Raw genomic sequence first — 23,226 nt, 5'->3', positions numbered from 1 at the left:
AAATCAAGCTTCAGCGACTTTCACCGGAGAAAATCAGGCATATTACTTTTTTTTCTGAGCGAGCATTGTTAAAATCGATTTTTACACCTGTGAGAAAAGAGTTCAGACGGTTCTTTTCCCACATGAAAATGTCTAAAAAGATGTCCCTTTTATTTTTAAAAAAGGGAACGCTAATCATACCCGGAAACCGGTTTTAGAGGAGGTACCAGTTTATGGAGCACACATCTGTCTCATCTTTAGTTGTCGTACTGATTATCGCATTTTTAACGCCCATCCTGCTGCACCGTTTCAGGTTAAGCATACCGGTGGTTGTCGCTGAAATTATCATGGGTCTTATTATCGGAAAAAGCGGGTTCGATCTGGTCGCCCAGCACGATACATGGCTCGAAACTTTATCGATGCTCGGATTTATCTTTTTAATGTTTTTAAGCGGGCTTGAAATCGATTTTTCCGCATTTGAAAAAGGAAAGAAAAAGCAGCTGCTTCCAAGCGGAAAGGAAGCGCCGAATACATTTAAAACGGCTTCGGTCATCTTTATTGCCGTCTTTATTTTATCGCTCGGCCTTTCTTACAGCTTTGTCATGGCAGGATTTATTGACAACGCCTTTTTAATGACGCTGATCATTTCGACAATTTCGCTCGGGGTTGTCGTTCCGACGCTGAAAGAAGAGCGTCTCATGAAGACAAATATCGGCCAGATTATTTTGCTTGTCGCCGTCATTGCCGATCTTGTCACGATGATTCTGCTTGCAGTGTTCGCCTCAATCTACGGGGACGAAAACAGCAATATGTGGCTGCTGATGATCTTATTTGCCGCCGGCGTCGTTTTATACCTGTTCGGAAGGATATTTAAAAAGCGGCCTTTTGTCGAAGTGCTGTCAAAAGGAACGATCCAGATCGGCACAAGGGCGATATTTACGCTGATCATCGTACTTGTGGCGCTGTCCGAGTCGCTCGGTGCAGAAAACATACTTGGCGCGTTTTTGGCCGGGGTGCTTGTTTCGCTGCTTTCGCCGAACAAGGAGCTCGTTCAGCAGCTCGATTCATTCGGATACGGATTCCTCATCCCGATCTTCTTTGTGATGACAGGCGTCAAATTGGACATTTGGTCACTGTTTGGCAATCCGAAAATTTTAGTGATGATCCCGCTTCTGTTTGTGGCTCTGTTAATCAGCAAAGTCGTTCCGGTGCTGTTTTTGAAAAAGTGGTATGACATGAAAACCGTGCTGGCTTCCGGTTTTCTCCTGACTTCCACGCTTTCTTTGGTGATCGCGGCGACAACGATCGGCGAGCGCATCGGCGTGATTGACGCGCAGATGTCCGGCGCGCTGATTCTGGTCGCTGTCATTACATGCATCATCACACCGACCGGCTTTAAAAAATTAATGCCGAAAACGGAAAGCGAAAAAGAGAAAAAGACGATCACCTTTATCGGCGCAAATCAAATGACGCTGCCAGTCACGCTCGAACTTTCTCCGGAAGATTATCACGTCAGAATCCTGCATGTCCGGCAGGAAAAAAAGGAAGAAAATCTGGCGGACCCGGTGTTTGATGTTGAAGTTTTGCCTGATTATGAATACGAGACGCTTCAATCATTCGGCGTTTTCCAAACGGATATACTCGTCGTGGCCACTGGCAGCGAAGAGCGCAATACAGGGATCGCACTTTTTGCGAAGGAGCAGAAAGTCGCGAGAATTATCGCCAGCGCAGATTCTCCAGACGCCGAATCCAGACTGAAAGATAACGGAATTGATACATTCTCTATTCTGCTTTCTACAAAAACGCTGCTGCGCGCGCTTATCGAGGCGCCTGGCGTTATGAAACTCCTGACGAACCAGGATGCGTCGCTGTATCAGATCAATATGAGCAATGAGCGATTTGACGGTGTTCTGTTAAGGGAGTTTCCGTTTACGGGAGATGTTATCTTCGTCCGAATTTTCCGCGGGGTGGACAGCATCGTGCCCCACGGGGATACAAGGCTGCAATTGGGTGACAGGCTGATCGCCACCGGTTCGCGCGAATATATTGCGGAATTGAGAAAAACGCTTGGAGACTGATGCTTGACCATTTTGCAATTCGTGATAAGATAAAAGTATAAACTGAATGAACAAGAAATGTTTTCCACTAGGGGAGTCCTTGATAAGGGCTGAGATAAAAGTGTGACTTTTAGACCCTCATAACCTGAACAGGTTCAAACCTGCGTAGGGAAGTGGCACGGTATTTGAGTATGTATTTATGCAAATTCCAAACCACTTTCCTTGCGGGAAAGTGGTTTTTTTATGTTCAGAATCGAAGGAGGAGCCTCGAAATGAAGTTTTCAGAAGAATGCCGAAACAGCGCTGCAAAATGGTGGGAAGGCAGTTTTGTCCATCCGTTTATTCAAGGGATTGGAGACGGCACACTTCCGGTTGATCGATTTAAATACTATGTCATGCAGGATTCCTACTATTTGACCCACTTTGCCAAAGTCCAATCCTTTGGTGCGGCATATGCTCGCGATTTATATACGACAAGCCGGATGGCTGAACACGCGAAAGGCACATATGAAGCCGAGATGTCGCTCCATAGGAAATTCACCGATCTATTGGGAATCACAAAGGAAGAACTGGAGTCGTTTCAGCCGTCGCCGACAGCGTATGCGTACACATCGCATATGTACCGTTCTGTCGTGAGCGGCAGTTTTGCGGAAATACTGGCCGCTTTGCTTCCTTGCTATTGGCTCTATTATGACGTCGGTGAGACGTTAAAAACGTGCAGGCCTGACAGCGCGGTTTATCAGGAATGGATCGCGACATACGGAGGCGACTGGTTTAAAGAACTTGTGACAGAACAGATCAACCGCTTCGATGAGCTGGCTGAAAACGCCGATGAGAAAACGCGCGCGAAGATGAAGGAGAACTTCGTCATCTCCAGCTTCTACGAATACAGCTTCTGGGATATGGCCTACCAAAAAGAAAGCTGGTCAAAAAGCGGGGTGGATCAGCTTGCATCTGCACGCGATCACCGATGACAAGCACTCTGTGGAAGAGCTTGCTGCAAAAATCATCTCGATTCAAAATGCCGTTGACTTTATCCATATCAGGGAAAGATCAAAAAAAGTAAGTGAAATATCAAGTTTAATCGACCGCCTTGCCGAAGAAGGGGTTGATAAGCGGAAACTGATCATCAACGACAGGGTGGATATCGCTTTGTTTCATCACATTCACCGGGTTCAGCTGCCTTCACACGGCTTTTCCGTCAAAAGTGTGAGGAGCCGTTTTCCGCATTTGAAAATCGGAAAGTCCGTCCATTCGCCAGAAGAAGCGGTTCAGGCTGAAACTGAAGGTGCAGATTATGTGCTGTTCGGCCACATTTTTGAAACGGACTGTAAAAAGGGCCGGAAAGGAAGAGGAGCTCTCAGTCTGGCTGAAGTGAAGGCGGCTGTCCGCATTCCGGTCATTGCGATCGGGGGTATTACCGAACAACGACTGGCGGAAGTCAAAATGGCAGACGGCATCGCCGTGATGTCGGGGATCTTTTCTCATGACAGACCGGATGAGGCGGCCGCGCGGCTTGCCTGTCTCGCGAAGGGAGATTCATATGAGAAAGCGCTATGATACGATCGTGATCGGCGGAGGCATCATCGGGACATCCATCGCTTACCATCTTGCGAAAGCGGGGAAAAAAACGGCCGTGTTTGAAAGCGGAGAAGTCGGCAAAAAAGCGACGAGCGCGGCGGCGGGCATGCTCGGCGCCCATGCGGAATGCGATAAACCCGGTACCTTTTTCGAATTTGCCAGAGCCAGCCAAAAAGCCTATCAGCGGCTGACGGGCGAATTGAAAGACTTAAGCGGCATCGATATCAGAAAGCATGACGGAGGGATATTAAAGCTGGCATTTTCAGAAAGCGACCGCGAACACCTGATGCAAATGGCTGCACTGGATTCAGTGGAATGGCTTGAAGCCGCTGAAGTATATGAGCTGGAACCGCATGCCGGAAAAGGGATTCTCGGCGCTAATTTCATTCGGGACGACATCCATGTCGAACCGGCCGCAGTGTGCAGGGCATTTGCCAGGGGGGCCCGGATTCTCGGTGCCGAGGTCTTCGAGTTTACCCCCGTTTTATCGATCGAATCTGAAGCGGGGGCCGTCCGCGTCACTGCTGCTTCATGCACCGCGGAGGCGGAGCACGTTGTCATTGCAAGCGGTGTGTGGAGCGGTGCTTTCTTTAAACAGATCGGCATAGACAAAAGCTTTTATCCTGTCAAAGGGGAGTGCCTGTCTGTGTGGAATGACGGCATCCCTTTGACGAGGACGCTTTACCATGATCATTGCTACATCGTTCCGCGCCATAGCGGAAAGCTTGTCGTCGGCGCGACAATGAAGCCCGGGGATTGGAATGAACAGCCGGAACTTGGCGGAATCGAGGAGTTGATCCGAAAGGCCAAGTCGATGCTCCCTGACATTGAATCCATGAACATCGACCAATGCTGGGCCGGATTGCGCCCGGAAACAGGGGATGGCAATCCATATATCGGCAGACACCCTGAAAATGACCGGATATTGTTTGCTGCCGGACATTTCAGAAACGGCATCCTCCTGGCACCTGCAACCGGTGAGATGATAGCTGACATGATCCTCGGCAATCCGGTCAAAACAGAGTGGGCCGAGGCGTTTAAAGCGGAGCGAAAGGAGGCTGTGCACAGGTGAACATTCAGCTCAACGGCCGGAAAATAGAGTGGAGAGATGACGGCGGCACGATTTACGATTTGCTCGCATCCTACAGTTTGGAAAATCGTGTTGTCGTTGTTGAAAGAAACAGGCAGATTATCGGAAAAGACCAATATCAAACAGTCAAACTGGAAGAACACGATGTCATCGAAATCGTTCATTTTGTCGGAGGGGGATAAACCGTTATGTTAAAAATCGCAGATCGTCAATTCTCATCAAGATTATTGCTCGGCACAGGGAAGTATCCGTCATTTGAAATTCAAAAAGAGGCTGTCAGTGCATCTGAATCGGAGATCCTGACCTTTGCCGTCAGACGGATGAATATTTTTGAAGAGTCTCAGCCTAATTTTTTGGAGCAGCTTGATTTAAGCCGTTATACGCTTTTGCCGAATACGGCCGGAGCAAAAACGGCTGAGGAAGCCGTCCGGATCGCCAAGCTTGCTAAAGCGAGCGGTCTTTGCGACATGATCAAAGTCGAAGTGATCGGCTGTGACCGTTCGCTTCTGCCTGACCCGGTAGAAACGCTGAAGGCGTCAGAAGCCTTGCTTGAAGAAGGCTTCATTGTGCTGCCGTATACATCGGACGATGTCGTCCTTGCGAGAAAGCTTGAAGAGCTCGGCGTACACGCCATTATGCCCGGGGCCTCTCCAATCGGTTCGGGACAGGGAATCGTCAATCCGCTTAACCTGTCGTTCATCATTGAACAGGCTAAGGTTCCCGTAATCGTGGATGCCGGAATCGGTTCTCCGAAAGATGCGGCATACGCAATGGAACTCGGCGCTGACGGAGTGCTTTTGAACACGGCAGTGAGCGGGGCGAAAGATCCGGTCCAAATGGCGAAGGCTATGAAACTCGCCGTTGAAGCAGGCAGACTCGGATACCTTGCCGGACGAATTCCGGAAAAGAACTACGGCATCGCCAGCAGTCCTGAAGAAGGGAAGTTGACGATTTGACTGGCAGGTATTCAAGACAGGAGCTTTTTCACCCGATCGGACCGGACGGCCAGGAAAAATTAAGTCGCGCCCGCGTCCTGGTGATCGGTGCGGGGGCATTGGGCGCGGCCAGCGCAGAAATGCTGGTGAGGGCCGGAGTCGGTTCGCTGACGATTGCCGACAGGGATTATGTGGAATGGAGCAATCTCCAGCGCCAGCAGCTCTATACGGAACAGGATGTGGTTGATCATATGCCAAAGGCAGCCGCTGCCGAAAAAAGGCTGCGCCTGATCAACAGCTCTGTTCAAGTGACCGGCATTGTAGCAGATGTTACCGCGGAAAAAGCGCTCGAGCTTGCGGAGAAAGCGTCCCTGATCGTCGATGCGACCGATAATTTTGAAACGCGGCTGATCATGAACGATGCGGCGGTCAAGTTAGGCATCCCTTTTCTGTACGGCGCGTGTGTCGCAAGCTATGGCATCACATATACCGTCATTCCGGGGAAAACGCCGTGCCTTCACTGTCTTTTGGGGCATTTGCCCGCGAATACCATGACGTGCGACACAGCAGGGGTGATCGGTCCGGTTGTTCAGCAGGTTGCCGCTTACCAGGTAACAGATGCCCTGAAGCTGCTGACAGGGCATGAACCGTCAGGAATGCTTCGCTCATTTGATATTTGGACAAATGAGCGCTCTGAAGTCCGGGCTGACGCGCTTAAACATGGCTCGTGTCCGACGTGCGGAAAAGGCGAGTTTCCGTTTCTTTCAGCTGAAAACGAAACAAAAGCAGCCGTTCTTTGCGGCAGACAAACGGTTCAGATCAGGCCGGCCGCGGAACAGCCGCCGGAGCTGGAGCCGCTTGCCGCCAGATTAAAAAAAGCCGGTTTGGATGTGACGGGAAATCCTTATTTATTATCTTGCCGTACGGAGGATTTTAAGTTCGTGATTTTTCGGGACGGACGCGCTTTGATTCACGGAACGAACGATATCAATCGCGCGAAAACGATATATCACAGGTGGATTGGCTAAAGGCCGAAGGGAGTGCAAACATCATGAGCATATACAAAGCATTAACAATCGCCGGGTCGGATTCAGGAGGCGGCGCCGGCATTCAAGCCGACATTAAAACATTTCAGGAGCTTGGCGTCTTTGGCATGACGGCTTTGACAGCGGTCACTGCGCAAAATACAACAGGGGTTCACGGCGTCTACCCGCTATCTCCGGAAGCACTCGGCACGCAGATTGATGCAGTGGCGGAAGATTTAAAACCTGACGCCGTGAAAACAGGGATGCTGTGGAGCGCGGAGATGATTGAGGTCATTGCTGAAAAAATTGCAACATACGAGCTTAAACGTGTGATTGTCGATCCTGTCATGATCGCCAAAGGCGGCGCTTCACTATTGAATGAGGAAGCAGTTGAAACATTGAAACGGCACTTGCTTCCGCTTGCTTATGCGGTAACGCCGAACATACCCGAAGCCGAAGTGCTGACAGGGAGAAGCATTCAAACAATGGAAGACCGCAAAAAAGCGGCTCGTGAATTGCATGAAATGGGCGTCCGCAACATTATCATCAAGGGAGGGCATCAGCCCGAGGATGGCAAAGTAACCGATCTCCTCTTCGATGGAGAGGTGTTCACGGAAAAAACGAACACCTATATTAAGACGAAAAATACCCATGGAACAGGCTGCACATTTGCCGCCGCTCTTACCGCGCAAACAGCGAAAGGAAACGGCATTCAAGGAGCTTTCAGCATCGCTGAGGCTTTCGTCCACGAAGCGGTTGCACACAGCCTTGATTTCGGAGCCGGCCACGGACCGACCAACCATTTTGCATATCAAAAGATATCCAATGCAGGGTTGGAACTGTAGTCCCGCAATAAAAATGAATTAATATCGCGGCAGACATCAAAAACGGTCTCTGCCGCTTTTTATATTCTGAAATTGTCAGCCTGCTATTAATTGTGATACTATATATTATGATCAGGTACTAATAAAATGTTAATCATTAGGAGGATTTCATACATATGAATTTATCACTGGAAGGCCGGAATATCGTCGTCATGGGTGTAGCAAATAAACGAAGCATCGCTTGGGGAATCGCCCGCTCGCTTCACAATGCAGGCGCAAGACTGATTTTTACGTATGCGGGTGAGCGGCTTGAAAAATCGGTCAAGGAGCTGGCCGATTCTTTGGAGCGGAACGATTCAATCGTACTTCCTTGTGATGTCACAAATGACCAGGAAATTGAAGCGTGCTTCGCCGACATCAAAAAAGAAGTCGGGGTCATCCACGGCATTGCACACTGCATCGCTTTCGCAAACAAAGAAGACTTGGCTGGAGAATACTTAAATACCACCCGCGACGGTTTTCTGCTCGCACACAATATCAGCTCTTACTCACTGACAGCGGTCGCTAAAGCGGCGCGCGGCATTATGACTGAAGGCGGAAGCATCGTCACGCTGACATACCTTGGCGGCGAGCGCGTTGTATCCAACTACAATGTCATGGGTGTTGCGAAAGCATCACTTGATGCCAGCGTCAAATACTTGGCGAGCGATCTCGGAAAAGACGGAATCCGCGTCAACAGCATTTCCGCAGGGCCGATCCGGACATTGTCCGCAAAAGGAATCAGCGACTTCAACTCGATTTTAAAAGAAATCGAAGAACGCGCACCGCTTCGCCGCACGACGACTCCGGAAGAAGTCGGCGACACGGCTGCTTTCCTGTTCAGCGACCTTTCCCGCGGTATGACCGGCGAAAACCTGCATGTTGATTCAGGCTATCATATCATCGCGCGATAACATAACGCTAAAAAGCAATCCGTTAAAGGATTGCTTTTTCTTTTCTTCTGATTTCTCCTTTTTTGCATATAGATATACCATGAACAGATCGGAGGGATCAAGATGTCTAGCAGAAAAAACGATGCGGAGCAAAAGCCGCTCATGTATATTGTGCAGCCGGACTATGATAAGGCAGAAGCGAACATGCAGGATATTCTGATTAAAAGAAAGAAGAAAGCAAAACCCGACGCTTCCGAACAAAAAGCCCGGCGAAAGGAACAGCAGGATGAAGCCGTCCGGCCAGACGAAAAGGACGGCGCCGAAGCGGTGCTTAGCGATGAGGCGAATCGGTCCGAAAAAGGAGTCAAACCGATTAAAAAGCCGCTCAGCAAGATGACCATCGCCGAGAAAATCGACTTTTTGGCAAGCCTTCCCGGCAATATGCCGAAAACTCTTTGCCTCATTGAAGCAGACGGGAAGACATACAGAGGAACGATCGCCGGAAAGAAAGGCGGTTCCGTATTTGTCAAAACGTCGAGCAAAGGGGCTCCGGCGGAACTGCAAATCGAGAGTATTACTTCCTTGCACCCGCTTGGCTTTTAAATTACACGATAAAAAAAGTCCCGATTCAGGGACTTTTTAATTTGAACGATTGATCAGTTGCGGATTTAAGCATTCGATCGCACAGAAGCATTCCAGATCCACTTCAATGCAGAAATTTGTTTTTTCCAAGCGGAACACATCGCAAATTTTGTCTTTATCTTCTGTGAAATCGAGAACGCGGCGATTTTCATCAAAGGCAATCAACAGTCTCAATGTAGCGCAGCAGTCGTCAATCTTTTCAACTCTGAAAAACACGGTGCTGAAGCAAGGGCCTGCCTGAAGCTCTCCGACATTTCCAAAGGCTACGAACGGCTTAGACTTTGAAGTGTATAAAATAAACGGAATGGTGTCGCCTAAGTGTCTCGAAGGGGAAAGCAGGTTGCTGAAACAGCTTGTCGGGCAGCCTTCTTCCTCAATGGCGTTTTGCAGATCGTGAATGTTTTCAACGGCTTCGCACACGCAGTTTTCGGCTGAACATTTCGTCATGTTATGATCCCTCCTAGTTCAGGATTTAAAAATTCATTTTTCGGCCTGGCTTTTCTATTGGTAAAAGGAGCTGCCGAAAGCCGGCAGCTTTCGTGAAAAGACTGGCATCAAGCCGATTATAACGGCCGGCTTGATGCAGTCCGACACCTTTTAACCGTGGTGCTGATTGTGTTTTTTGTCTGCTGCGCGATCAACTAGTTCAGGTGACAGACATTGAATCGCGCAGAAACAAGTCAAGTCAACCTCGATGCAAAAGTCCGTTTTCTCAAGCCCGAAAAAGTCAGGGTCACAAGGATGGCAGACGCTTAATGTGTCGCCGTTTATGTCCACAGGCCTCAGGATTGAAAGCGTTGCACAGCAATCTTTTAGACTTTCTGCCCGGAAGAAAATCGATTCGAAGCACTGCATATCATCTGAAAATCCGCCGACATTTCCAAATGTTGAAAATAAACCGCCTTTTTTGTCGTACAAAAGGAACGGAATGGTGTCTTTACCGGAAACCGTCGGACTCAGCAGATTGCCGAAGCAGCTCGTCGGACATGTTTCTTCAACTGCATCCTGTTCTTTTATAATTTGTTCTACTGCATCGCATACACAATTTTCATGCCGGCCATGATGTTTTCCGCAGCTCATGGATTTCAGCTCCTTTTTATAGGGATATTTGACTTTAGTCTTTAACAACATATGTACCCGTGCCCTTGTTGGTGTGGGTAATCGTCTATAAAAATGAAGAAAAGCAGAGCTTGATGGCTCTGCTTTTTTGTATTAAAGGAGTCCGACGATAAGTGTTGCGATAACAACGGTAAGCGTTTGGACAGCTGTAGAGACCAAGACGGCGACATCGGTATCTTCTGTTGTAACTGTGACATCGCGTGAATTGTCGATAATTAATTTTTGACGGTTTGTTTGCTTGTTTGCTGTTACCTGCAGCAAGTCTTGTGATACAAGCTCGGCAAGATCAGCATCGTCAATGATTGCCAGAACGATTGTAACAATTGCCGTCTGCACCGCAGTCATAACAGATGCGACAACTTGAGTATCCTCTGTAGAGACTCGGATATCGCAAGAATCCTTGATGATGATTGTCTCATCTGACAGCTGTTTGTTCAGGTTGAGCTGGTCGAGCTCCTGATTGATAAATGCATCGTGTTTACCGCACTTGCAGTTGTAATCGTCACAAACGTGTTTCTTAGGGTGTCTCGGATAATACTCAGTTCCCGGATGCTCGCATTCTGGATCTAGCGCAACCCAAGAATATGGTCTAGTTTCCATTTGTTTTCCTCCTTCCATTTACTATTATTAAATGTTTGAAGGCTCGAACTTGTATATGGCAGATACCCTACTCCAAATCCCCATTTTTTTCTTCGGTTTGGGCGGTGTTCTCCTGCTGCCTTCTTTGTCTCAGCTTTTCTCTTAATTTATTTTTACCTGAACGTTCTCTTCTTCGTCTCGGGCGTTCTTCGGATTGTGATGATGATTCATTGTTCGCTTCTTTCTTCTTTTCCTGCTGCCGCTGGATGAGAGCCTCGGACTGCGCCTTTAAATCTTCGAGTATTTTTAAGATGTTTTCTTTTTCTTCCTCAGACAGCGTTCGCACATTGTCTTTTGAAACGCCGTGTTTTCTAAGGATATTTTGCACAAGCGTATTTGTCAGCGGATTTACTTCCGCTTTAAGCTTTTCGCGATCTGCCAATTGTTTTTCACCTCAATTTCTCAAAAAATATTAGAAAGAAAGGAAGGCTTAAAGTATGTCAAGCTCTGTGATAAGCGCGATCAGCACTTCGGTTAAAACTTGGACGGAAAGCAGGATCTCCAGCGAGGAAAGCGTAATGGTGACATTGCGGCTGCCGATGACTTTGATGATGACTCTTCTCCTGCTTTGCAGCCTGTGTACGGCTAAAACATGTTCTGTTACGATGTCTGCTGTATCCTCGTCTTCGATCGCAAGCTGAGCCGATAAAATCGTCAAAGAGATCACAGTGGCTTGTAAAGAGAGAGCTGCTGTTATGTTTGCCGTGTTTACAGTGACATGTTCGGAATCAATCACTTCAATGAGCTGGTCATATTCCCGGTATAATTCGTCAAATGTTTCTGCGTACAACGCTTCGGCTTTTTCATGAAACGACATAACTTTCACTCCTTTCTTATCCACACTTTATTAAATGCAGACCGGTAACTTAGCGGAATGAGGAAAACATACATTTCAGCACCCAAATTTGCTGTTTTAGGGAAGGCGGTTCCGGCATATATTTGGAAGCAGGAAAGGGGGAGCCCTGTGATACAAAGCTGGCTTTTATATATTCTATTTTCTATCGCGGTATTTCGGCTGACACGGCTGGTCGTGTTTGATACGATCATGGCGCCGTTTAGAAGCCTGTTTCACGAAGAGGTTGAAGAAAAAAACGAAAAAACGGGAGAGACCGAGACATATCTTGTCATGAAAGGAAAAGGCGTGAGAGCGTGGATCGGCGAGCTGTTGAGCTGTTATTGGTGCACGGGTGTGTGGTGTACCGCGTTTTTGCTTGTTCTTTACGCCTTTGTTCCGACCATTGCCGAATGGCTGATTCTTCTGCTTGCCATAGCAGGCCTTGCTGGGGTACTGGAAACGATCGTGTCCAAATGGCTCGATTGAATGGGGATTTATCATTGGCAACTTATGAAAAGAAGACTCATATAATGGCGTATAAGCATGAGAAAGGAAGGAATGCAATGAGACAAGTGAAAAGAAGGCAGCAAGGCCGATTAACGAACGCTTCCAGCAATCATCAGTCCACTTTCTCAAAAAAAGTGAAGAAAAAAGGCTGCGGATGCGGCAAAAAGAAGAGAACCTATTAATATCAAAAAAAGCCGGATACAGTCCGGTTTTTTTGTTGCCAATTTTTCTTCTGATGCATACACCATCATAAGGGGGAAAAGCGATGAATGTATTTGAACAGCTGGTTGAATCAATATGCCGTAAGCACGATCAAACGCAAGCCGGCCATGACCGGGTGATCTTTGAGCAGCAGAAGGAACTGGAGACATTTGACCGTTCTGCCGAACAGTTCGGCAGGCAGGTCGAAGCGTTTGCAGAGAATGCTGAAAAATGGCTGGGAGAGGACGTGAGTCTGCCGGGCATCTATAAATAATCCACGGAAGCCCTATGCATCAATCCAAGCGAATCCTATCAACTGTCATATCGTGTAGAGAGAAAAGGAGGTGCTTTAGATGGGCTTTTGTGGCGGAGGCTACGGCGGCGGCTACAGCGGGGGCTATGGCGGCGGCTATGGTTCAACGTTTGTATTGATCGTTGTCTTGTTTATTCTTCTCATTATTGTCGGCGCTTCTTTTAAATATTAGTTTTTGAGTTGAAGCGAAGAGGGCGGCGGCATGTGTGCCGGGTCCTCTTCTTTTTGAACGGGAAAAGCACAAGGCTTTTCAAAGATGCATAAGATAGCGTATCACTCCCAAAAAGGAGGCATAGGTATGGACAATCAATTTTTCAAAAACATCGAAAAGAAAACGGGCGTCAGCATGAATGACGTCATGCAGCTCGCAAATTCGCTGCAAAATGCCAACTTCAAGGATGAAAAAACGGTCCGCAGCGTGATTAAGCGCGTCGCTAAATTGGCGAACAAACGGGTTCCGCAGGAAATGGAAGATAAGATTGTTGAATCCATTGTAAGCGGCAAGGAAAAAATGGATTTCAACACGATCGCGAAAATGATGAACAGCAAAAAATAAACACCGCGCCTTCCGATAAAAGGAGGGCACGGTGTCTTTTATTGCAGCTGGACCTGGGGATTCGGGCGTAAAACAGGCTGTAAAAACCTTGAGCGATATGCCGTTCTGCCCCTTCTGACGGAAGGGACGCTGATATACAGGCGATCCTCGGCCCGGGTCATGGCGACATACAGCAGCCTCCGCTCTTCTTCAAGAGCGGTTTCGTCGCCTTTTCTCGCTGTCTCCAGGGCAAAGTCATGCGGAATCGAGCCGTCCTGCACCCCCAGGATATAGACCGTTTTGAATTCAAGCCCTTTCGCACGGTGGATTGTTAAAAGCTGAACACCGTATCCGTCAGCTTTTTGCTTTTCCGCTGCTCTCATATGATCGACATGCTCAAGAAATTCGGGGATCGTTTTGAATTTTTTTGCCGCTGTTTTGAGATCCCGCAGATCGTCAGACCCTTTTTCGAGCTTGTTTCCTTCGTTACCGCGCTTTTTCAAGTAATCGGAAAATCCCATTTTTTCCTCTGCGAAAGAGATCGCTTCAACTGGTTTCATCGTTTTTAAGCCTGTGAAAAAAGGAACGATTTTCTTTATTTTATCAAGCTGAAACGGTTTGATGTCGGTTAGTTTTTCAAGCGCGTGAACCATCGTGCAATCTTCGGTAATCGAGAGCGCTTTAAGCGTATTTAATGCGGACTGCTTGAGAAAGAGGGCGGGTAAAATCTGTTTGACGGCTTCCGCGTCATCCTGATTTTGGCATAAGTAGAGATAAGCCAGCATCTGCCGGACGATTCTCCTGCTGTAAAACGACCGGACGCCTTGTTCAGCCGTGTACGGAATAGCTGACTGGTGCAGACGTTCAAAGATTGCGCGCCCGCTGCTGTTTGTCCGGTATAGGATGGCGAAGTCATCAGGCTTAGCGCCCATTTCAATTTTTTCTTGGATATCAGAGACGATCATAATCGCTTCTTCCTCTTCATCATAAGGATAAAATATAAGCGGTTTTTGGCGGTCATCTCTCGCGGCACTTAATGTTTTCGGAAAACGCTTTTTATTTTTCCTCACGACCATATCAGCGCTTGCCACAATCGGATGGCTCGATCTGTAATTCGTCGTGAGGCGGACCGTTTTCGCCTTCGGATAATCTTTTTCAAAATCGAGTATAAAAGAAGGGCTGCTGCCTCTGAACGCGTAGATTGACTGGTCATCATCCCCGACACAGGTCAGGTTGTTTTCCGGGCTCGCCAACAGCTTGATGATGGCATACTGAACAGGGTTAATGTCCTGAAATTCGTCGATCAAAATCGCGTGAAAGCGCGTCTGATATCGTTTTAAAATGTCTGGCTGTTCTTGAAACAGCTGCCAGCATGCAGATGCCATATCGTCGAAATCGAATTGGCGCCGCGCAGCTTTTTGTTCTTCATATTGACGGTACAGCCGGTGAACCCGCTTTTCCCATTCGTCTTCCAGCGGAATCTGTTCGCCCGGAAGATAAGCGTTCTTCCAGTAGCCGATCTGCTGGATCGCCTGATCAACCGGAAAATCTTTTTCATCAAGCCCTTCTTCGGCAAGGGCCATTTTGATGTATTGTTCTTTTTGCCATTCCCATTTCAGCAGATGCTCGCCATTCCATCTTGCCGGATCATGGTGATAAAGAATTTTGTAGAAAAAGCTGTGGAAGGTGCCTGTCACGAGGCGGTTCACAGTCTGCATCGGCAATCCGTATTGCGAGGCCATCCGCTCTTTCATTTCTTTCACGGCTTTTGTCGTGAATGTGACGAGCAAAATGGCGGAAGGCGGGATATCGAGCCGGGATATCATATAAGCCGCTCGCGCGGTTAATACCCGTGTTTTTCCGCTTCCCGCGCCGGCCAGAACGAGAAGGGGTTCTTCGGGGGCCGTCACGGCGGCAAGCTGTTTCTCATTCAGCGGCACATTCGGAAAGACCGGTTCCGGGGCCGTTTCTTCCGCTGGGGAGAAAGGAAAATGGATGGAAGCTTCGCGAGGCGGCGTCCAGAAGTCCGCATCCGTCTTCTTTTCCTCTCCGATCGCTTTGCCTTTCGGGAGACGGAACACGCCGCTTTCTGTATAGTCGTTCTGTCTGGTTTGCTCTGTCTTCTCGTTTAAGCAAGCTGCTTCACATTGAGAAAAATCCCCGTTTTCCCGGTGGAAAAAATGTGGTTCTTCATGAATCGACAATTTCAGTCTGAGAGGCAAGCCGCAATGTTTACACGTGATTCTGTCTTTTCTTGCTTCATCAAAGAGGAATTGCAGGTGTTCTCTCGAATATGTATGTATATGAATGTCTCGGTTATTGAATCGGGCGCATTTCAAAAAGAGGTCCTCCAATTAATGGGTAATCGTCTAGTGTTATGAGACAACGTCTATCATATCAAATGAAAACCGTTTAAAACAGTAGATTTTTGGGAATTAAAGCTGATGAGGAGGAGATCGAATGGGATATTTGCCGCCTGTCCATCATGATCAATATACACAGTACGCCAATCGTAGCATCAGCCAAAAATCGAACTATGCGCATATACAAAAAACCGCCAATATCCCAAGCGAGCGCGCCTACCGCGAAGTCGAAAAAAGAGAGGAAAACCAGACTGCGGCTTTTAGGCGGGTCTTGGAAAAGAAGCGAAAAAAAACGCTGAACCGCCGTGTTGCGGAAAAGGCGGAAAGCGGACGCTACGTTAACGAGTCCGTTTGAAAGATGAAACAAACCCCGGCTTTTATACCGGGGTTTTCGTTATTTTTTGCGCAGTTTTTTGAGTCCGAAATACAGAATAATCATAGCGGCCGCTCCGATCATAATCGGAGTCGTGTACGTTCTCGCCACATTTTCAACATGGTCCCACCGGCTGCCGAGCTGTATGCCGAGGTAGACGAATAATATCGACCACGGTATGATGGCCAGCACGGTCAGACCCGTGAATTTTAAAATCGGCATTTTCGCAATTCCTGCCGGAATGGAGATGGCGTGCCTGACCACGGGAATGAAGCGGGCGGAAAAGACAACGCCTCCGCCGTATTTCTCAAACCATTTTTCGGCCGTTTGAATGTGATGCTTTTGGATCAATAAGTACTTTCCGTATTTGTATAAAAACGGCCTTCCGCCGTAATAGCCGATCCAGTATAAAAACAATTGAGCAATCGTTCCCCCGATGACGCCGGCGATCACGGCCCCTGTCATCGTAATAGAGCCGCTTGACACCAAGTATCCGCCGTAGGCCAGTACGATTTCACTCGGGATGATTTCGATCATTAAACCGATTGCAATGCCGAAATAGCCAAGATCGGTCAGCCACATTAAAATATCATTCACTATGCTTCCCATTTTCGTTTTTTCTCCCTGCTTTTGATTTCATCAGCCGAACGTTGGAGCAGCCGCCGGGATGTTTCCCTGCCGTCCGCGCGGGAAACAAGCGAATCTCAAAAACCGTCCGGATGCGCCCTGTGCCATTGCCACGCGCTTTGAATGATGGTTTGTAAATCGCTGTATTGCGGCTTCCATCCGGTATCTTCCATCAGTGTCCGGCTGTCCGCCACAAGCACTGGCGGATCCCCCGCTCTGCGCTCGTCCGTTTTTGCTGCAATGCTTCGCTCTGTCATGTTTTCCGCGGTTTCAATGATTTCTTTTACGGAATGTCCGGCTCCTGTCCCTACATTATAAACATTTTGCTTCAGTCTGTCTTCATATAACCTGTCAAGAGCCGCCAGGTGGGCGGAAGCCAGATCGAGGACGTGAATATAATCCCTGATGCATGTTCCGTCCGGTGTCGGGTAATCATCTCCGAAAATGGACAGCTGCTTTCGCTGTCCCAAAGCCGTCTGCAGGACGAGGGGAATGAGATGGCTTTCAGGATCGTGATCCTCGCCGATCGCTCCGTTTAAAGCGGCGCCGGCCGCGTTGAAGTAGCGGAGGGCTGCCCATTTGACACCGTGCGTTTTCCCGACCCAGTGCAAGTATTTTTCGATCATCAGCTTCGATTCCCCGTAAGGATTGACAGGGGAGAGGGGGGCTGTCTCTTTGATCGGGACGTTCTCCGGGATGCCATATACGGCGGCGGTCGACGAAAAGACGATGTTTTTGACGCCTTCCTTGATGACCGTTTCGAAGAATGCACAAGACTTGAGCGTGTTTTCCCTAAAGTAGAGCTCAGGCTTTTCGATCGATTCGGACACAAGGCTTTTGGCGGCGAAATGGATGACAGCATCGACATCATGATGTTTGATGATGGCTTTGACAAGTGCCGCATCACCGATGTCGCCTTCGTAAAAGCTGATCCCGCTGACGGCTTCCCTGTGTCCGGTAGATAAATTGTCAAGCACGACGACGGAGCGGTTTTGCTTTGTTAATTCGAGTACGGTGTGGCTGCCGATGTATCCGGCTCCTCCTGTAACGAGTACGGATGTCATTGCCATGCTCCTTTCTGCGCCTCTTTTTTTAGGACGCTTTCCAGGTAGGCGAGCAGTTTTGGCCGCATCTCGTCCCGCATAAGAGCGATTTCCGTACTCGCTTTTAAACTGCCCAGCTTGTCGCCGATATCAAAGCGGCTTCCTTCCAATTTGCGCGCATACATGCTTTGTTCCCGGCAGATTTCCCTTAGTGCGTCAGTCAGCTGAATTTCATTTCCCGCACCGCGCTTCGTTTGTTCGAGCACAGGGAAAATCGAAGGCCTCAGCACATAGCGGCCCATAACCGCGATATTTGAAGGGGCTTCTTTGACAGACGGCTTTTCCACAAGATCGTCAATTTGATATACTTTGTTCTTTTGCGCGGACGTCTGAATAATGCCGTATTTGCTCACGTCCGCCGGATCGACTGGCTGAACGCCGATTACTTCTGTCTGATATTCTTCAAATACTTCGAGCAGCTGCCGAAGCGCCGGCGTTTCTGACACCATGATGTCGTCGCCGAGAAGGACGGCAAACGGCTCATCACCGATGAAATGCTTGGCCGATAACACCGCATGTCCGAGACCGAGGGGCTCCTTTTGCCGGATATAATGAATATTCGCCATATCGGCGATGTCGCGTATCTCTTTTAACACATCATTTTTTCCTTTGGCGAACAGGTTTTGCTCCAGTTCAACAGAGCGGTCAAAATGGTCTTCAATCGAACGCTTATTTCTTCCTGTAATGATAAGGATGTCTTCTATTCCTGATTGAACAGCTTCTTCCACGATATATTGTATAGCCGGTTTATCGACAATCGGCAGCATTTCTTTCGGCTGCGCTTTTGTTGCCGGCAAAAACCTTGTACCCAAACCGGCTGCTGGGATGACTGCTTTTTTTACTTTCATGGTTATTCACTCCTGGTCTTTTTTATGAATCTGTTCCGGGTTTTTGAAACACCCAAAGCCTGTTTCCGATAAAGTTGATCGCCATTCCTGCGACTGTTGCGGACATTTTGCTGACAAAAAGGGAAAGGCCGGCTTTGTGAAAAATATACAGAAGGACAAATGTAGCGCCCGCTGCTGCAAGATTGATTATGATAAACCGGACGATTTCCGCGCCATGCGCTTTTTCCTTTACTTGAAACGTCCATGTCCGATTCCAGATATAGCTGTTTGCTACGCCTGCCGAATAGGAAAACAGCTGTGCGGCCAGATAGGGGACGCGGAGGGACGTAAGGATGAAAAACACGGCGAAATCAACGAGTGTGTTTCCGGCTCCGACTATCCCGAAACGGGCGAGTGTGGTGATGTTTTTTTTGTTCATAACGGCATTCGGCTGTTTACCTCCCGTCTATTTTGTGTAGGGCTTCGTAAAAGCTTAGAAACAACTTTAATAGACAATGTTGAATAAACGATAAACAAAAGATGAACAAACTATGAAATGTTTTCTGGAGGAAAAGAAAAAACCGTTCCGCTTAAAAAGCGGAACGGTTACTTTTTGACCATTTTGACATGGGGGATATTCGCATCTAAAAATTCTTCAGACACGACTTTATAGCCGTGTTTTTCGTAAAAGGGAACAGCCTGTGTCTGCGCGTTCAGCATGAATTGAACCGCGCCTTGCTTGGCGGCTTCCTCTTCAAGCGCCTGAATGATCAGGTTGCCGATGCCGAGGGAGCGGTGGCTTTTCAGTACACAGATTCGTTCAAGTTTGCCATAGCCGTCGACAAGCCGTAGCCGGCCAGCGCCGATCGGCTCTTTTCCGTCATAGATGACGAGATGTGAAGATTCCTGATCGAGATGATCCATTTCTTCTTCCGGTGATACGTGCTGCTCCTTGATAAAGACTTCCTTTCTAACAAAGAAGGCGTCTTCAAGCTGTTGTTGATTCTTCACAATGACGGCTTCCACTGGCTTTCTTCACGCTCCTAAAATAAAAGTTTCATAGACGGTCCAAGATCCGTTGTCCAATTGGTAAAGCAGGTGAAAGCGGTCGATGACTTCTTCGTGGGACGCGTCTCTCATTTTCAGCGTGCCGAGGACGTCGGAATGCTCATCATCTGACAGCTTTTGTGCGACTGTGACATGGGGAACAAACGCATATTCGGGTTTGTCTTCCAAAACGCCGCTGTACATTTTTTCATGAAGCTGCGTCAATTCTTCTGTCGGTTCGGCTTTCATGTAGATGACATTATTGACAGGGGCAAAGGAACTGAATTTTGTAATCTTCAGCGTGACCGGTTTCAGCTCTTTTGAAAGTTCCCTCAGGTGTCCTACGACGCTCGCGATCTCGTCTTCGGACACTTCAAAAGGTGTTCTTAATGTAAGGTGGGGCGGAATTAAAGCGTAATTCGGGTCATAGCGTTTTCGGTAGGAATTTGCAATGTCCTGAAGTTTTTTTGATGGAAATAGCACAATACCGTATTTCATTTTGTTCCCTCCTTAAACAATTGATATGGTTTAGTATATCAAAGATGGGCCGATATACAGAGAGCTACAGCATTTTTTTTAAAGCGGGGGTGATGAGCGGCTGCCAGTATGTCCACTTGTGATCCCCGTCGAAAGCTTTGAAATCGTAGTTTGTCTGCTTTTCTTCAAGCAATTCTTTTAATTGCTCATTTGGACCGGTGAAATCCAAAATTTGATCATCAGTCGTTTTGACGGCGGTTTCTTTCTCTCCGATTTGGTGGCAAATTGAAATAAGCTGCAGGGAATCGGACTGTTTCACTTTATCGAGAACATGGCGGTCGACATAAGGTGACTGCATAATGACGTTTCCGAACATATTCGGATAGTCAAGCGCCGTCATGAGGGAAACCGTTCCTCCGAGCGAGTCTCCGATCAGCGTCCTGCCTGATCCGACTTGGTATGTCGGGTACTCACTGTCGGCGAAAGGGACGAGTTCATTTGCCAAAAAACGTTTATACGCTTCGAATTTTGACCCTTCCGGATGGTATGTAAGCCTTCTTTCCTGTACGTTTTTGTACGGAATGCCGATGATGATGCTTCTTTCGATTTCGCCGTTCGCCAGCAGTTCTTCCACCTGTCTGCTGATGCGCCCGAGGCGGAAATAGTCATGTCCATCCTGTGCGATGATCACATGATATTTGTAAAGCGGCGAGAAGGATGACGGCAAATAGACGAGAAGCTCCATTTCCTCGCCGAGCTCTTCCGAAAAAAGCTTCTTCTCCTGAATGACTCCTGTTTTCATAGCCAAGATGAATTCCTCCAGAAATAATGTTTGTGAACGTTTCCATTCATTTTAACACGAAATTCTCTTGTGAAAGAAGCGAAAAGGGCTGCCGAACTGTTCGGCAGCCGTGATTTTTTATGTCCGTTTTTTTTCGTACCAGGGCGTTGACGGTCTATCCGGAGGGTATCCGCAGCGTTCGCGGTACATTTTTCTTTCCTCTGTGAAATCCCACCAGCTTTTAGCGCTTTCGGGATCGTTGGCGTAATGGACGATGCATCGCAGCGCATCTTCTGCACAAGGATCTTCCCAGTAGCCTTTCAGTTTTTCGAGGCGGATGATCAAATCCGCACCTGATTCATGCTTGATGTCGCCAAGGGAATAGTAGCCCAGGTCAACGGCGCACTGCGCCATTTTCGGCCCGATGGAAGGAGCGGTTTGAAACTGGGCGAGCGCCTTGATGTATGCGGCGCGCTCCAAAGACGAACCGAGCGTATGTGCAAGGACGGACAGATCCATATATGCCGTGTTTTTTATTTTTACCTTGGCTGTCCTTAAGTTTGACCGTTCTTTTTTTGTCAGAGGCAGCTTCATATGAACACCTTTTAAAGATACAGATCGAACATGTTGACGTCATAGCCGAGCTGTTTTAAATAATTAAACAGCTGGGCCCTGTGATGGAAGACGTGGGTGAGCGTTTCCGTCAGCCAGCGGCTTTGGGTCATCCCTTCATCAAGGTAAAACGGCTTTGTTTTTTTCGTCAAAAATTCCTCGTCGGAGAGGGAAGTCATATACGTTTGAAAAGCGGCGAATCCTTTCTGCATCGCTTCAGCCATTTGGTCAGCCGACTGCAATGCACTATACTTCTTTTCAATTCGGGAGATGGCGGCCTCTTCCTTTTCCTGCATGATAGCCATGTCGGCTTCTGGGATGGCCGTCAGATGGCTTGCCAGTTCTTTCAGGCTTCGCATGCGGTCGGCGGGCCGGTAAGACCAGTCAGATTCCTTCACTTTTTTCAGAAGATGACACGTGGAGCGGATGCCCGTCTCCATCTCGTGGAACAAATCGCTCCGCAGGGCTTGAACTTGATTCATTTGCTTCATCCTTTCCATTTGGCATTATTCTAAAAGTATCACCTAATCCTGACAGGCTTTGTCACGATTCTAAAAAAAAGTCAGTCGTACCTTGCTAAAATGTCAGAAGCCTTTCGTTTCAGCTGAAGCTTGATTTCCGCGGGTTCTTTGACAGTTGCCTCAGTGCCGAGGTTCCACAAAAGTTCCCCGAAATACTCAAGTTCTGGTCTGGGGAGGTTTGCATCGATCGCCCCCGTCCCGTCATCCCGCATGGTGAGGATCTTGAATAAGTCCACATCAGCCGCAGCCCGCCTGGCTCCTCTGCGTGTCAGTTCCGCTTGCAGCCGCACCGGTTCAGAGCACTCGCTCTCCGAATGTTTGATCCAGCTGAGAACCGATCGATAGGGAAGCTGGCGGGCCAGCGGGCTGGCCGCTTTTTCCGCCCGAAGGATGCGGTCGGCGCGGAACAGTCTGAACGCCTGCCTTTTAAAGCAATAGGCCGGACAGTACCAGAAGCCGTTCCAGCTGAACAAGCCGATGGGCTGGATGGATCTCTCCGCGCAATCGTCTGTTCCGTCATAAACGACCGTCAAAACGGATTGATTGATGGCTGCATCAAGAAGCGTTTCTAAATGTTCGGCGGCTTTTGGACGATGCGGATTCCAGAACACGATTCTGTCTTTCATCGCATCAATCCGCTCCTGTGTTTCCACGGGAAGGTGGCGGTAGAACTTTTTTAAAACCATCCGCGTTTCCGCATCAAAGGGAAGCGATCCGAAAAACTGCAGAGATTGATACGCGAAAAACATAGCCGCCGCCTCTGATTGTGTAAAAAAGAGCGGCGGAAGCACAGGTTCATTCAGCAAATAATAGCCTCCGTTCGCGCCTGTTTCAGAATAGATCGGGACGCCGAGCGCGCTCAGCTCGTCCAGATCGCGGAGAATCGTGCGGTAGGAAACCCCGAATTCTGCTGCGAGCTCCCCGGCCGTAAATTTTCGTTTTGTATGAACGGTCATCATCAATTCGATTAATCGCTCTGTTTTTGGCATCTGATTCCTCCGGTTCCGTCGTTTGGTTTCATCATACCATGTTCAATATGAGGAAAGATTTAAAAATGACCCTTGAAAAATGTCTTGACTTAGGTTAAAGTAAAGAACAATCAGAAAATTGAAGAGATTCTTATCACGAGAGGTGGAGGGACTGGCCCTTTGAAACCTCAGCAACCGGTCTGCACTGACGATGTCAGTGTACCAAGGTGCTAAATCCAGCAAGCAGATGCTTGGAAGATAAGAAGAAGCGCATAATCCCCCTTCTTCTTATGAAGAAGGGGTTTTTTATTTT

The 23,226-nt window shown here is 48.2% G+C and carries 32 protein-coding genes and 2 riboswitches; of the genes, 16 read left to right on the top strand and 16 right to left on the bottom strand.

Annotated elements, in window-relative coordinates; all coding sequences use genetic code 11:
- Window positions 1–212: 212 nt before the first annotated feature.
- From M1E06_RS15075 to M1E06_RS15030, 10 genes are all read left to right on the top strand, one after another.
- Window positions 213–2,057: a monovalent cation:proton antiporter family protein gene (locus M1E06_RS15075; RefSeq protein ID WP_020450952.1), complete on the top strand. Its 1,845-nt coding sequence runs from the start codon at window positions 213–215 to the stop codon at window positions 2,055–2,057.
- Between the two features lie 59 nt (window positions 2,058–2,116).
- Window positions 2,117–2,225: riboswitch (TPP riboswitch) on the top strand.
- Window positions 2,226–2,308: 83 nt separating this feature from the next.
- Entirely contained in the window at window positions 2,309–3,010 is a 702-nt protein-coding gene (gene tenA, locus M1E06_RS15070; protein ID WP_023856671.1) for a thiaminase II, read from the top strand.
- Window positions 2,985–3,596: a thiazole tautomerase TenI gene (gene tenI / locus M1E06_RS15065; RefSeq protein ID WP_023856672.1), complete on the top strand. Its 612-nt coding sequence runs from the start codon at window positions 2,985–2,987 to the stop codon at window positions 3,594–3,596. Before tenA ends, tenI begins: the two co-directional genes overlap by 26 nt.
- Window positions 3,580–4,689, top strand: a complete 1,110-nt coding sequence (thiO, locus tag M1E06_RS15060; protein ID WP_020450955.1) for a glycine oxidase ThiO — start codon at window positions 3,580–3,582, stop codon at window positions 4,687–4,689. Before tenI ends, thiO begins: the two co-directional genes overlap by 17 nt.
- Complete coding sequence (thiS, locus tag M1E06_RS15055) at window positions 4,686–4,889, top strand: sulfur carrier protein ThiS (protein WP_020450956.1); 204 nt, start codon at window positions 4,686–4,688, stop codon at window positions 4,887–4,889. Before thiO ends, thiS begins: the two co-directional genes overlap by 4 nt.
- 6 nt (window positions 4,890–4,895) lie before the next feature.
- Window positions 4,896–5,663 (top strand): thiazole synthase, encoded by a 768-nt coding sequence (locus M1E06_RS15050; RefSeq protein ID WP_020450957.1) that lies wholly within the window; start codon window positions 4,896–4,898, stop codon window positions 5,661–5,663.
- Window positions 5,660–6,670: a thiazole biosynthesis adenylyltransferase ThiF gene (locus tag M1E06_RS15045; RefSeq protein ID WP_020450958.1), complete on the top strand. Its 1,011-nt coding sequence runs from the start codon at window positions 5,660–5,662 to the stop codon at window positions 6,668–6,670. Before M1E06_RS15050 ends, M1E06_RS15045 begins: the two co-directional genes overlap by 4 nt.
- A 23-nt stretch (window positions 6,671–6,693) precedes the next feature.
- A complete protein-coding gene (gene thiD / locus M1E06_RS15040; RefSeq protein ID WP_020450959.1) occupies window positions 6,694–7,512 on the top strand; it encodes a bifunctional hydroxymethylpyrimidine kinase/phosphomethylpyrimidine kinase in 819 nt (272 codons plus the stop codon).
- Window positions 7,513–7,667: 155 nt separating this feature from the next.
- Window positions 7,668–8,444 (top strand): enoyl-ACP reductase FabI, encoded by a 777-nt coding sequence (gene fabI, locus M1E06_RS15035; RefSeq protein WP_003180687.1) that lies wholly within the window; start codon window positions 7,668–7,670, stop codon window positions 8,442–8,444.
- A gap of 102 nt (window positions 8,445–8,546) precedes the next feature.
- Window positions 8,547–9,026, top strand: a complete 480-nt coding sequence (locus M1E06_RS15030) for a CotO family spore coat protein (RefSeq protein WP_003180690.1) — start codon at window positions 8,547–8,549, stop codon at window positions 9,024–9,026.
- A gap of 36 nt (window positions 9,027–9,062) precedes the next feature.
- Here the strand turns inward: M1E06_RS15030 and M1E06_RS15025 are convergent, their stop codons facing one another.
- The 5 genes from M1E06_RS15025 to M1E06_RS15005 form a co-directional block, all read right to left on the bottom strand.
- The gene (locus M1E06_RS15025) at window positions 9,063–9,512 is read right to left on the bottom strand and encodes a CotY/CotZ family spore coat protein (protein ID WP_023856676.1); all 450 of its coding nucleotides are present in this window, start codon (window positions 9,510–9,512) and stop codon (window positions 9,063–9,065) included.
- Between the two features lie 150 nt (window positions 9,513–9,662).
- Window positions 9,663–10,145: a CotY/CotZ family spore coat protein gene (locus tag M1E06_RS15020; RefSeq protein WP_003180694.1), complete on the bottom strand. Its 483-nt coding sequence runs from the start codon at window positions 10,143–10,145 to the stop codon at window positions 9,663–9,665.
- A 132-nt stretch (window positions 10,146–10,277) separates the two neighbouring features.
- Window positions 10,278–10,784, bottom strand: coding sequence for a spore coat protein (locus tag M1E06_RS15015; RefSeq protein ID WP_003180696.1), 507 nt, complete (start codon window positions 10,782–10,784; stop codon window positions 10,278–10,280).
- 67 nt (window positions 10,785–10,851) lie between these two features.
- Window positions 10,852–11,205 carry a hypothetical protein gene (locus M1E06_RS15010; protein WP_003180698.1) on the bottom strand — a complete coding sequence of 118 codons (354 nt, stop codon included), beginning with the start codon at window positions 11,203–11,205 and terminating at the stop codon, window positions 10,852–10,854.
- A gap of 48 nt (window positions 11,206–11,253) precedes the next feature.
- On the bottom strand, window positions 11,254–11,640 hold the full coding sequence (locus M1E06_RS15005) for a spore coat protein (RefSeq protein WP_003180700.1): 387 nt from the start codon (window positions 11,638–11,640) through the stop codon (window positions 11,254–11,256).
- A gap of 147 nt (window positions 11,641–11,787) precedes the next feature.
- On the opposite strand from M1E06_RS15005, the gene M1E06_RS15000 reads away from it, so the two are divergent.
- The 5 genes from M1E06_RS15000 to M1E06_RS14980 all read left to right on the top strand — a co-directional run bounded on the left by M1E06_RS15000 (window position 11,788) and on the right by M1E06_RS14980 (window position 13,235).
- A complete protein-coding gene (locus M1E06_RS15000; RefSeq protein ID WP_003180704.1) occupies window positions 11,788–12,144 on the top strand; it encodes a DUF1360 domain-containing protein in 357 nt (118 codons plus the stop codon).
- A gap of 77 nt (window positions 12,145–12,221) precedes the next feature.
- Window positions 12,222–12,347 (top strand): hypothetical protein, encoded by a 126-nt coding sequence (locus tag M1E06_RS14995; RefSeq protein ID WP_254926386.1) that lies wholly within the window; start codon window positions 12,222–12,224, stop codon window positions 12,345–12,347.
- An 83-nt stretch (window positions 12,348–12,430) separates the two neighbouring features.
- The gene (locus M1E06_RS14990; protein ID WP_020450964.1) at window positions 12,431–12,640 is read left to right on the top strand and encodes a hypothetical protein; all 210 of its coding nucleotides are present in this window, start codon (window positions 12,431–12,433) and stop codon (window positions 12,638–12,640) included.
- A gap of 79 nt (window positions 12,641–12,719) precedes the next feature.
- Window positions 12,720–12,851 carry a YjcZ family sporulation protein gene (locus M1E06_RS14985; RefSeq protein ID WP_020450965.1) on the top strand — a complete coding sequence of 44 codons (132 nt, stop codon included), beginning with the start codon at window positions 12,720–12,722 and terminating at the stop codon, window positions 12,849–12,851.
- Window positions 12,852–12,977: 126 nt separating this feature from the next.
- Complete coding sequence (locus tag M1E06_RS14980; protein ID WP_003180710.1) at window positions 12,978–13,235, top strand: stage VI sporulation protein F; 258 nt, start codon at window positions 12,978–12,980, stop codon at window positions 13,233–13,235.
- Between the two features lie 38 nt (window positions 13,236–13,273).
- Here the strand turns inward: M1E06_RS14980 and M1E06_RS14975 are convergent, their stop codons facing one another.
- Window positions 13,274–15,553 (bottom strand): ATP-dependent helicase, encoded by a 2,280-nt coding sequence (locus tag M1E06_RS14975; RefSeq protein WP_216904240.1) that lies wholly within the window; start codon window positions 15,551–15,553, stop codon window positions 13,274–13,276.
- A gap of 121 nt (window positions 15,554–15,674) precedes the next feature.
- Here M1E06_RS14975 and M1E06_RS14970 point away from each other — a divergent pair, with 121 nt between their 5' ends.
- Window positions 15,675–15,932 (top strand): hypothetical protein, encoded by a 258-nt coding sequence (locus M1E06_RS14970; RefSeq protein WP_003180714.1) that lies wholly within the window; start codon window positions 15,675–15,677, stop codon window positions 15,930–15,932.
- 39 nt (window positions 15,933–15,971) lie between these two features.
- Here M1E06_RS14970 and M1E06_RS14965 read toward each other — a convergent pair whose 3' ends face one another.
- The 10 genes from M1E06_RS14965 to M1E06_RS14920 all read right to left on the bottom strand — a co-directional run bounded on the left by M1E06_RS14965 (window position 15,972) and on the right by M1E06_RS14920 (window position 22,934).
- A complete protein-coding gene (locus M1E06_RS14965; protein WP_020450968.1) occupies window positions 15,972–16,559 on the bottom strand; it encodes a DedA family protein in 588 nt (195 codons plus the stop codon).
- Window positions 16,560–16,654: 95 nt separating this feature from the next.
- On the bottom strand, window positions 16,655–17,641 hold the full coding sequence (gene galE / locus M1E06_RS14960; protein WP_023856677.1) for a UDP-glucose 4-epimerase GalE: 987 nt from the start codon (window positions 17,639–17,641) through the stop codon (window positions 16,655–16,657).
- Window positions 17,638–18,534, bottom strand: coding sequence for a UTP--glucose-1-phosphate uridylyltransferase GalU (galU, locus tag M1E06_RS14955; RefSeq protein ID WP_161517303.1), 897 nt, complete (start codon window positions 18,532–18,534; stop codon window positions 17,638–17,640). The genes galE and galU overlap by 4 nt, the downstream gene beginning before the upstream one ends.
- 16 nt (window positions 18,535–18,550) lie before the next feature.
- The gene (locus tag M1E06_RS14950) at window positions 18,551–18,946 is read right to left on the bottom strand and encodes a GtrA family protein (RefSeq protein WP_026579888.1); all 396 of its coding nucleotides are present in this window, start codon (window positions 18,944–18,946) and stop codon (window positions 18,551–18,553) included.
- Window positions 18,947–19,113: 167 nt separating this feature from the next.
- Window positions 19,114–19,533, bottom strand: coding sequence for a GNAT family N-acetyltransferase (locus M1E06_RS14945; RefSeq protein ID WP_003180726.1), 420 nt, complete (start codon window positions 19,531–19,533; stop codon window positions 19,114–19,116).
- Window positions 19,534–19,542: 9 nt separating this feature from the next.
- The gene (locus M1E06_RS14940) at window positions 19,543–20,052 is read right to left on the bottom strand and encodes a YjcG family protein (protein WP_003180728.1); all 510 of its coding nucleotides are present in this window, start codon (window positions 20,050–20,052) and stop codon (window positions 19,543–19,545) included.
- Between the two features lie 64 nt (window positions 20,053–20,116).
- Entirely contained in the window at window positions 20,117–20,839 is a 723-nt protein-coding gene (locus tag M1E06_RS14935; RefSeq protein ID WP_003180731.1) for an esterase family protein, read from the bottom strand.
- A 111-nt stretch (window positions 20,840–20,950) separates the two neighbouring features.
- A complete protein-coding gene (locus tag M1E06_RS14930) occupies window positions 20,951–21,406 on the bottom strand; it encodes a helix-hairpin-helix domain-containing protein (protein ID WP_003180732.1) in 456 nt (151 codons plus the stop codon).
- A gap of 11 nt (window positions 21,407–21,417) precedes the next feature.
- A complete protein-coding gene (locus tag M1E06_RS14925) occupies window positions 21,418–21,906 on the bottom strand; it encodes a DinB family protein (protein ID WP_020450972.1) in 489 nt (162 codons plus the stop codon).
- An 80-nt stretch (window positions 21,907–21,986) separates the two neighbouring features.
- A complete protein-coding gene (locus M1E06_RS14920; protein WP_020450973.1) occupies window positions 21,987–22,934 on the bottom strand; it encodes a helix-turn-helix transcriptional regulator in 948 nt (315 codons plus the stop codon).
- A gap of 127 nt (window positions 22,935–23,061) precedes the next feature.
- Window positions 23,062–23,178, top strand: a riboswitch (SAM riboswitch).
- Window positions 23,179–23,226 lie beyond the last annotated feature (48 nt).

The organism is Bacillus sp. AK124, assembly GCF_053903085.1.
This window is presented reverse-complemented; position numbering and strand designations above follow the sequence as displayed.

Coding starts and splice junctions, on each gene's coding strand:
- M1E06_RS15015 (WP_003180696.1), bottom strand. CDS start 10,784: ATGGAAACTAGACCATATTCTTGGGTTGCGCTAGATCCAGAATGCGAG.
- M1E06_RS15030 (WP_003180690.1), top strand. CDS start 8,547: ATGTCTAGCAGAAAAAACGATGCGGAGCAAAAGCCGCTCATGTATATT.
- M1E06_RS14925 (WP_020450972.1), bottom strand. CDS start 21,906: ATGAATCAAGTTCAAGCCCTGCGGAGCGATTTGTTCCACGAGATGGAG.
- M1E06_RS14930 (WP_003180732.1), bottom strand. CDS start 21,406: ATGAAGCTGCCTCTGACAAAAAAAGAACGGTCAAACTTAAGGACAGCC.
- M1E06_RS14985 (WP_020450965.1), top strand. CDS start 12,720: ATGGGCTTTTGTGGCGGAGGCTACGGCGGCGGCTACAGCGGGGGCTAT.
- M1E06_RS15025 (WP_023856676.1), bottom strand. CDS start 9,512: ATGACGAAATGTTCAGCCGAAAACTGCGTGTGCGAAGCCGTTGAAAAC.
- galE (WP_023856677.1), bottom strand. CDS start 17,641: ATGACATCCGTACTCGTTACAGGAGGAGCCGGATACATCGGCAGCCAC.
- M1E06_RS14965 (WP_020450968.1), bottom strand. CDS start 16,559: ATGGGAAGCATAGTGAATGATATTTTAATGTGGCTGACCGATCTTGGC.
- tenA (WP_023856671.1), top strand. CDS start 2,309: ATGAAGTTTTCAGAAGAATGCCGAAACAGCGCTGCAAAATGGTGGGAA.
- thiO (WP_020450955.1), top strand. CDS start 3,580: ATGAGAAAGCGCTATGATACGATCGTGATCGGCGGAGGCATCATCGGG.
- M1E06_RS15050 (WP_020450957.1), top strand. CDS start 4,896: ATGTTAAAAATCGCAGATCGTCAATTCTCATCAAGATTATTGCTCGGC.
- M1E06_RS14940 (WP_003180728.1), bottom strand. CDS start 20,052: ATGAAATACGGTATTGTGCTATTTCCATCAAAAAAACTTCAGGACATT.
- M1E06_RS15020 (WP_003180694.1), bottom strand. CDS start 10,145: ATGAGCTGCGGAAAACATCATGGCCGGCATGAAAATTGTGTATGCGAT.
- M1E06_RS14980 (WP_003180710.1), top strand. CDS start 12,978: ATGGACAATCAATTTTTCAAAAACATCGAAAAGAAAACGGGCGTCAGC.
- M1E06_RS14990 (WP_020450964.1), top strand. CDS start 12,431: ATGAATGTATTTGAACAGCTGGTTGAATCAATATGCCGTAAGCACGAT.
- thiD (WP_020450959.1), top strand. CDS start 6,694: ATGAGCATATACAAAGCATTAACAATCGCCGGGTCGGATTCAGGAGGC.
- M1E06_RS14950 (WP_026579888.1), bottom strand. CDS start 18,946: ATGAACAAAAAAAACATCACCACACTCGCCCGTTTCGGGATAGTCGGA.
- fabI (WP_003180687.1), top strand. CDS start 7,668: ATGAATTTATCACTGGAAGGCCGGAATATCGTCGTCATGGGTGTAGCA.
- M1E06_RS15075 (WP_020450952.1), top strand. CDS start 213: ATGGAGCACACATCTGTCTCATCTTTAGTTGTCGTACTGATTATCGCA.
- M1E06_RS14995 (WP_254926386.1), top strand. CDS start 12,222: ATGAGACAAGTGAAAAGAAGGCAGCAAGGCCGATTAACGAACGCTTCC.
- M1E06_RS14970 (WP_003180714.1), top strand. CDS start 15,675: ATGGGATATTTGCCGCCTGTCCATCATGATCAATATACACAGTACGCC.
- M1E06_RS14920 (WP_020450973.1), bottom strand. CDS start 22,934: ATGCCAAAAACAGAGCGATTAATCGAATTGATGATGACCGTTCATACA.
- M1E06_RS15005 (WP_003180700.1), bottom strand. CDS start 11,640: ATGTCGTTTCATGAAAAAGCCGAAGCGTTGTACGCAGAAACATTTGAC.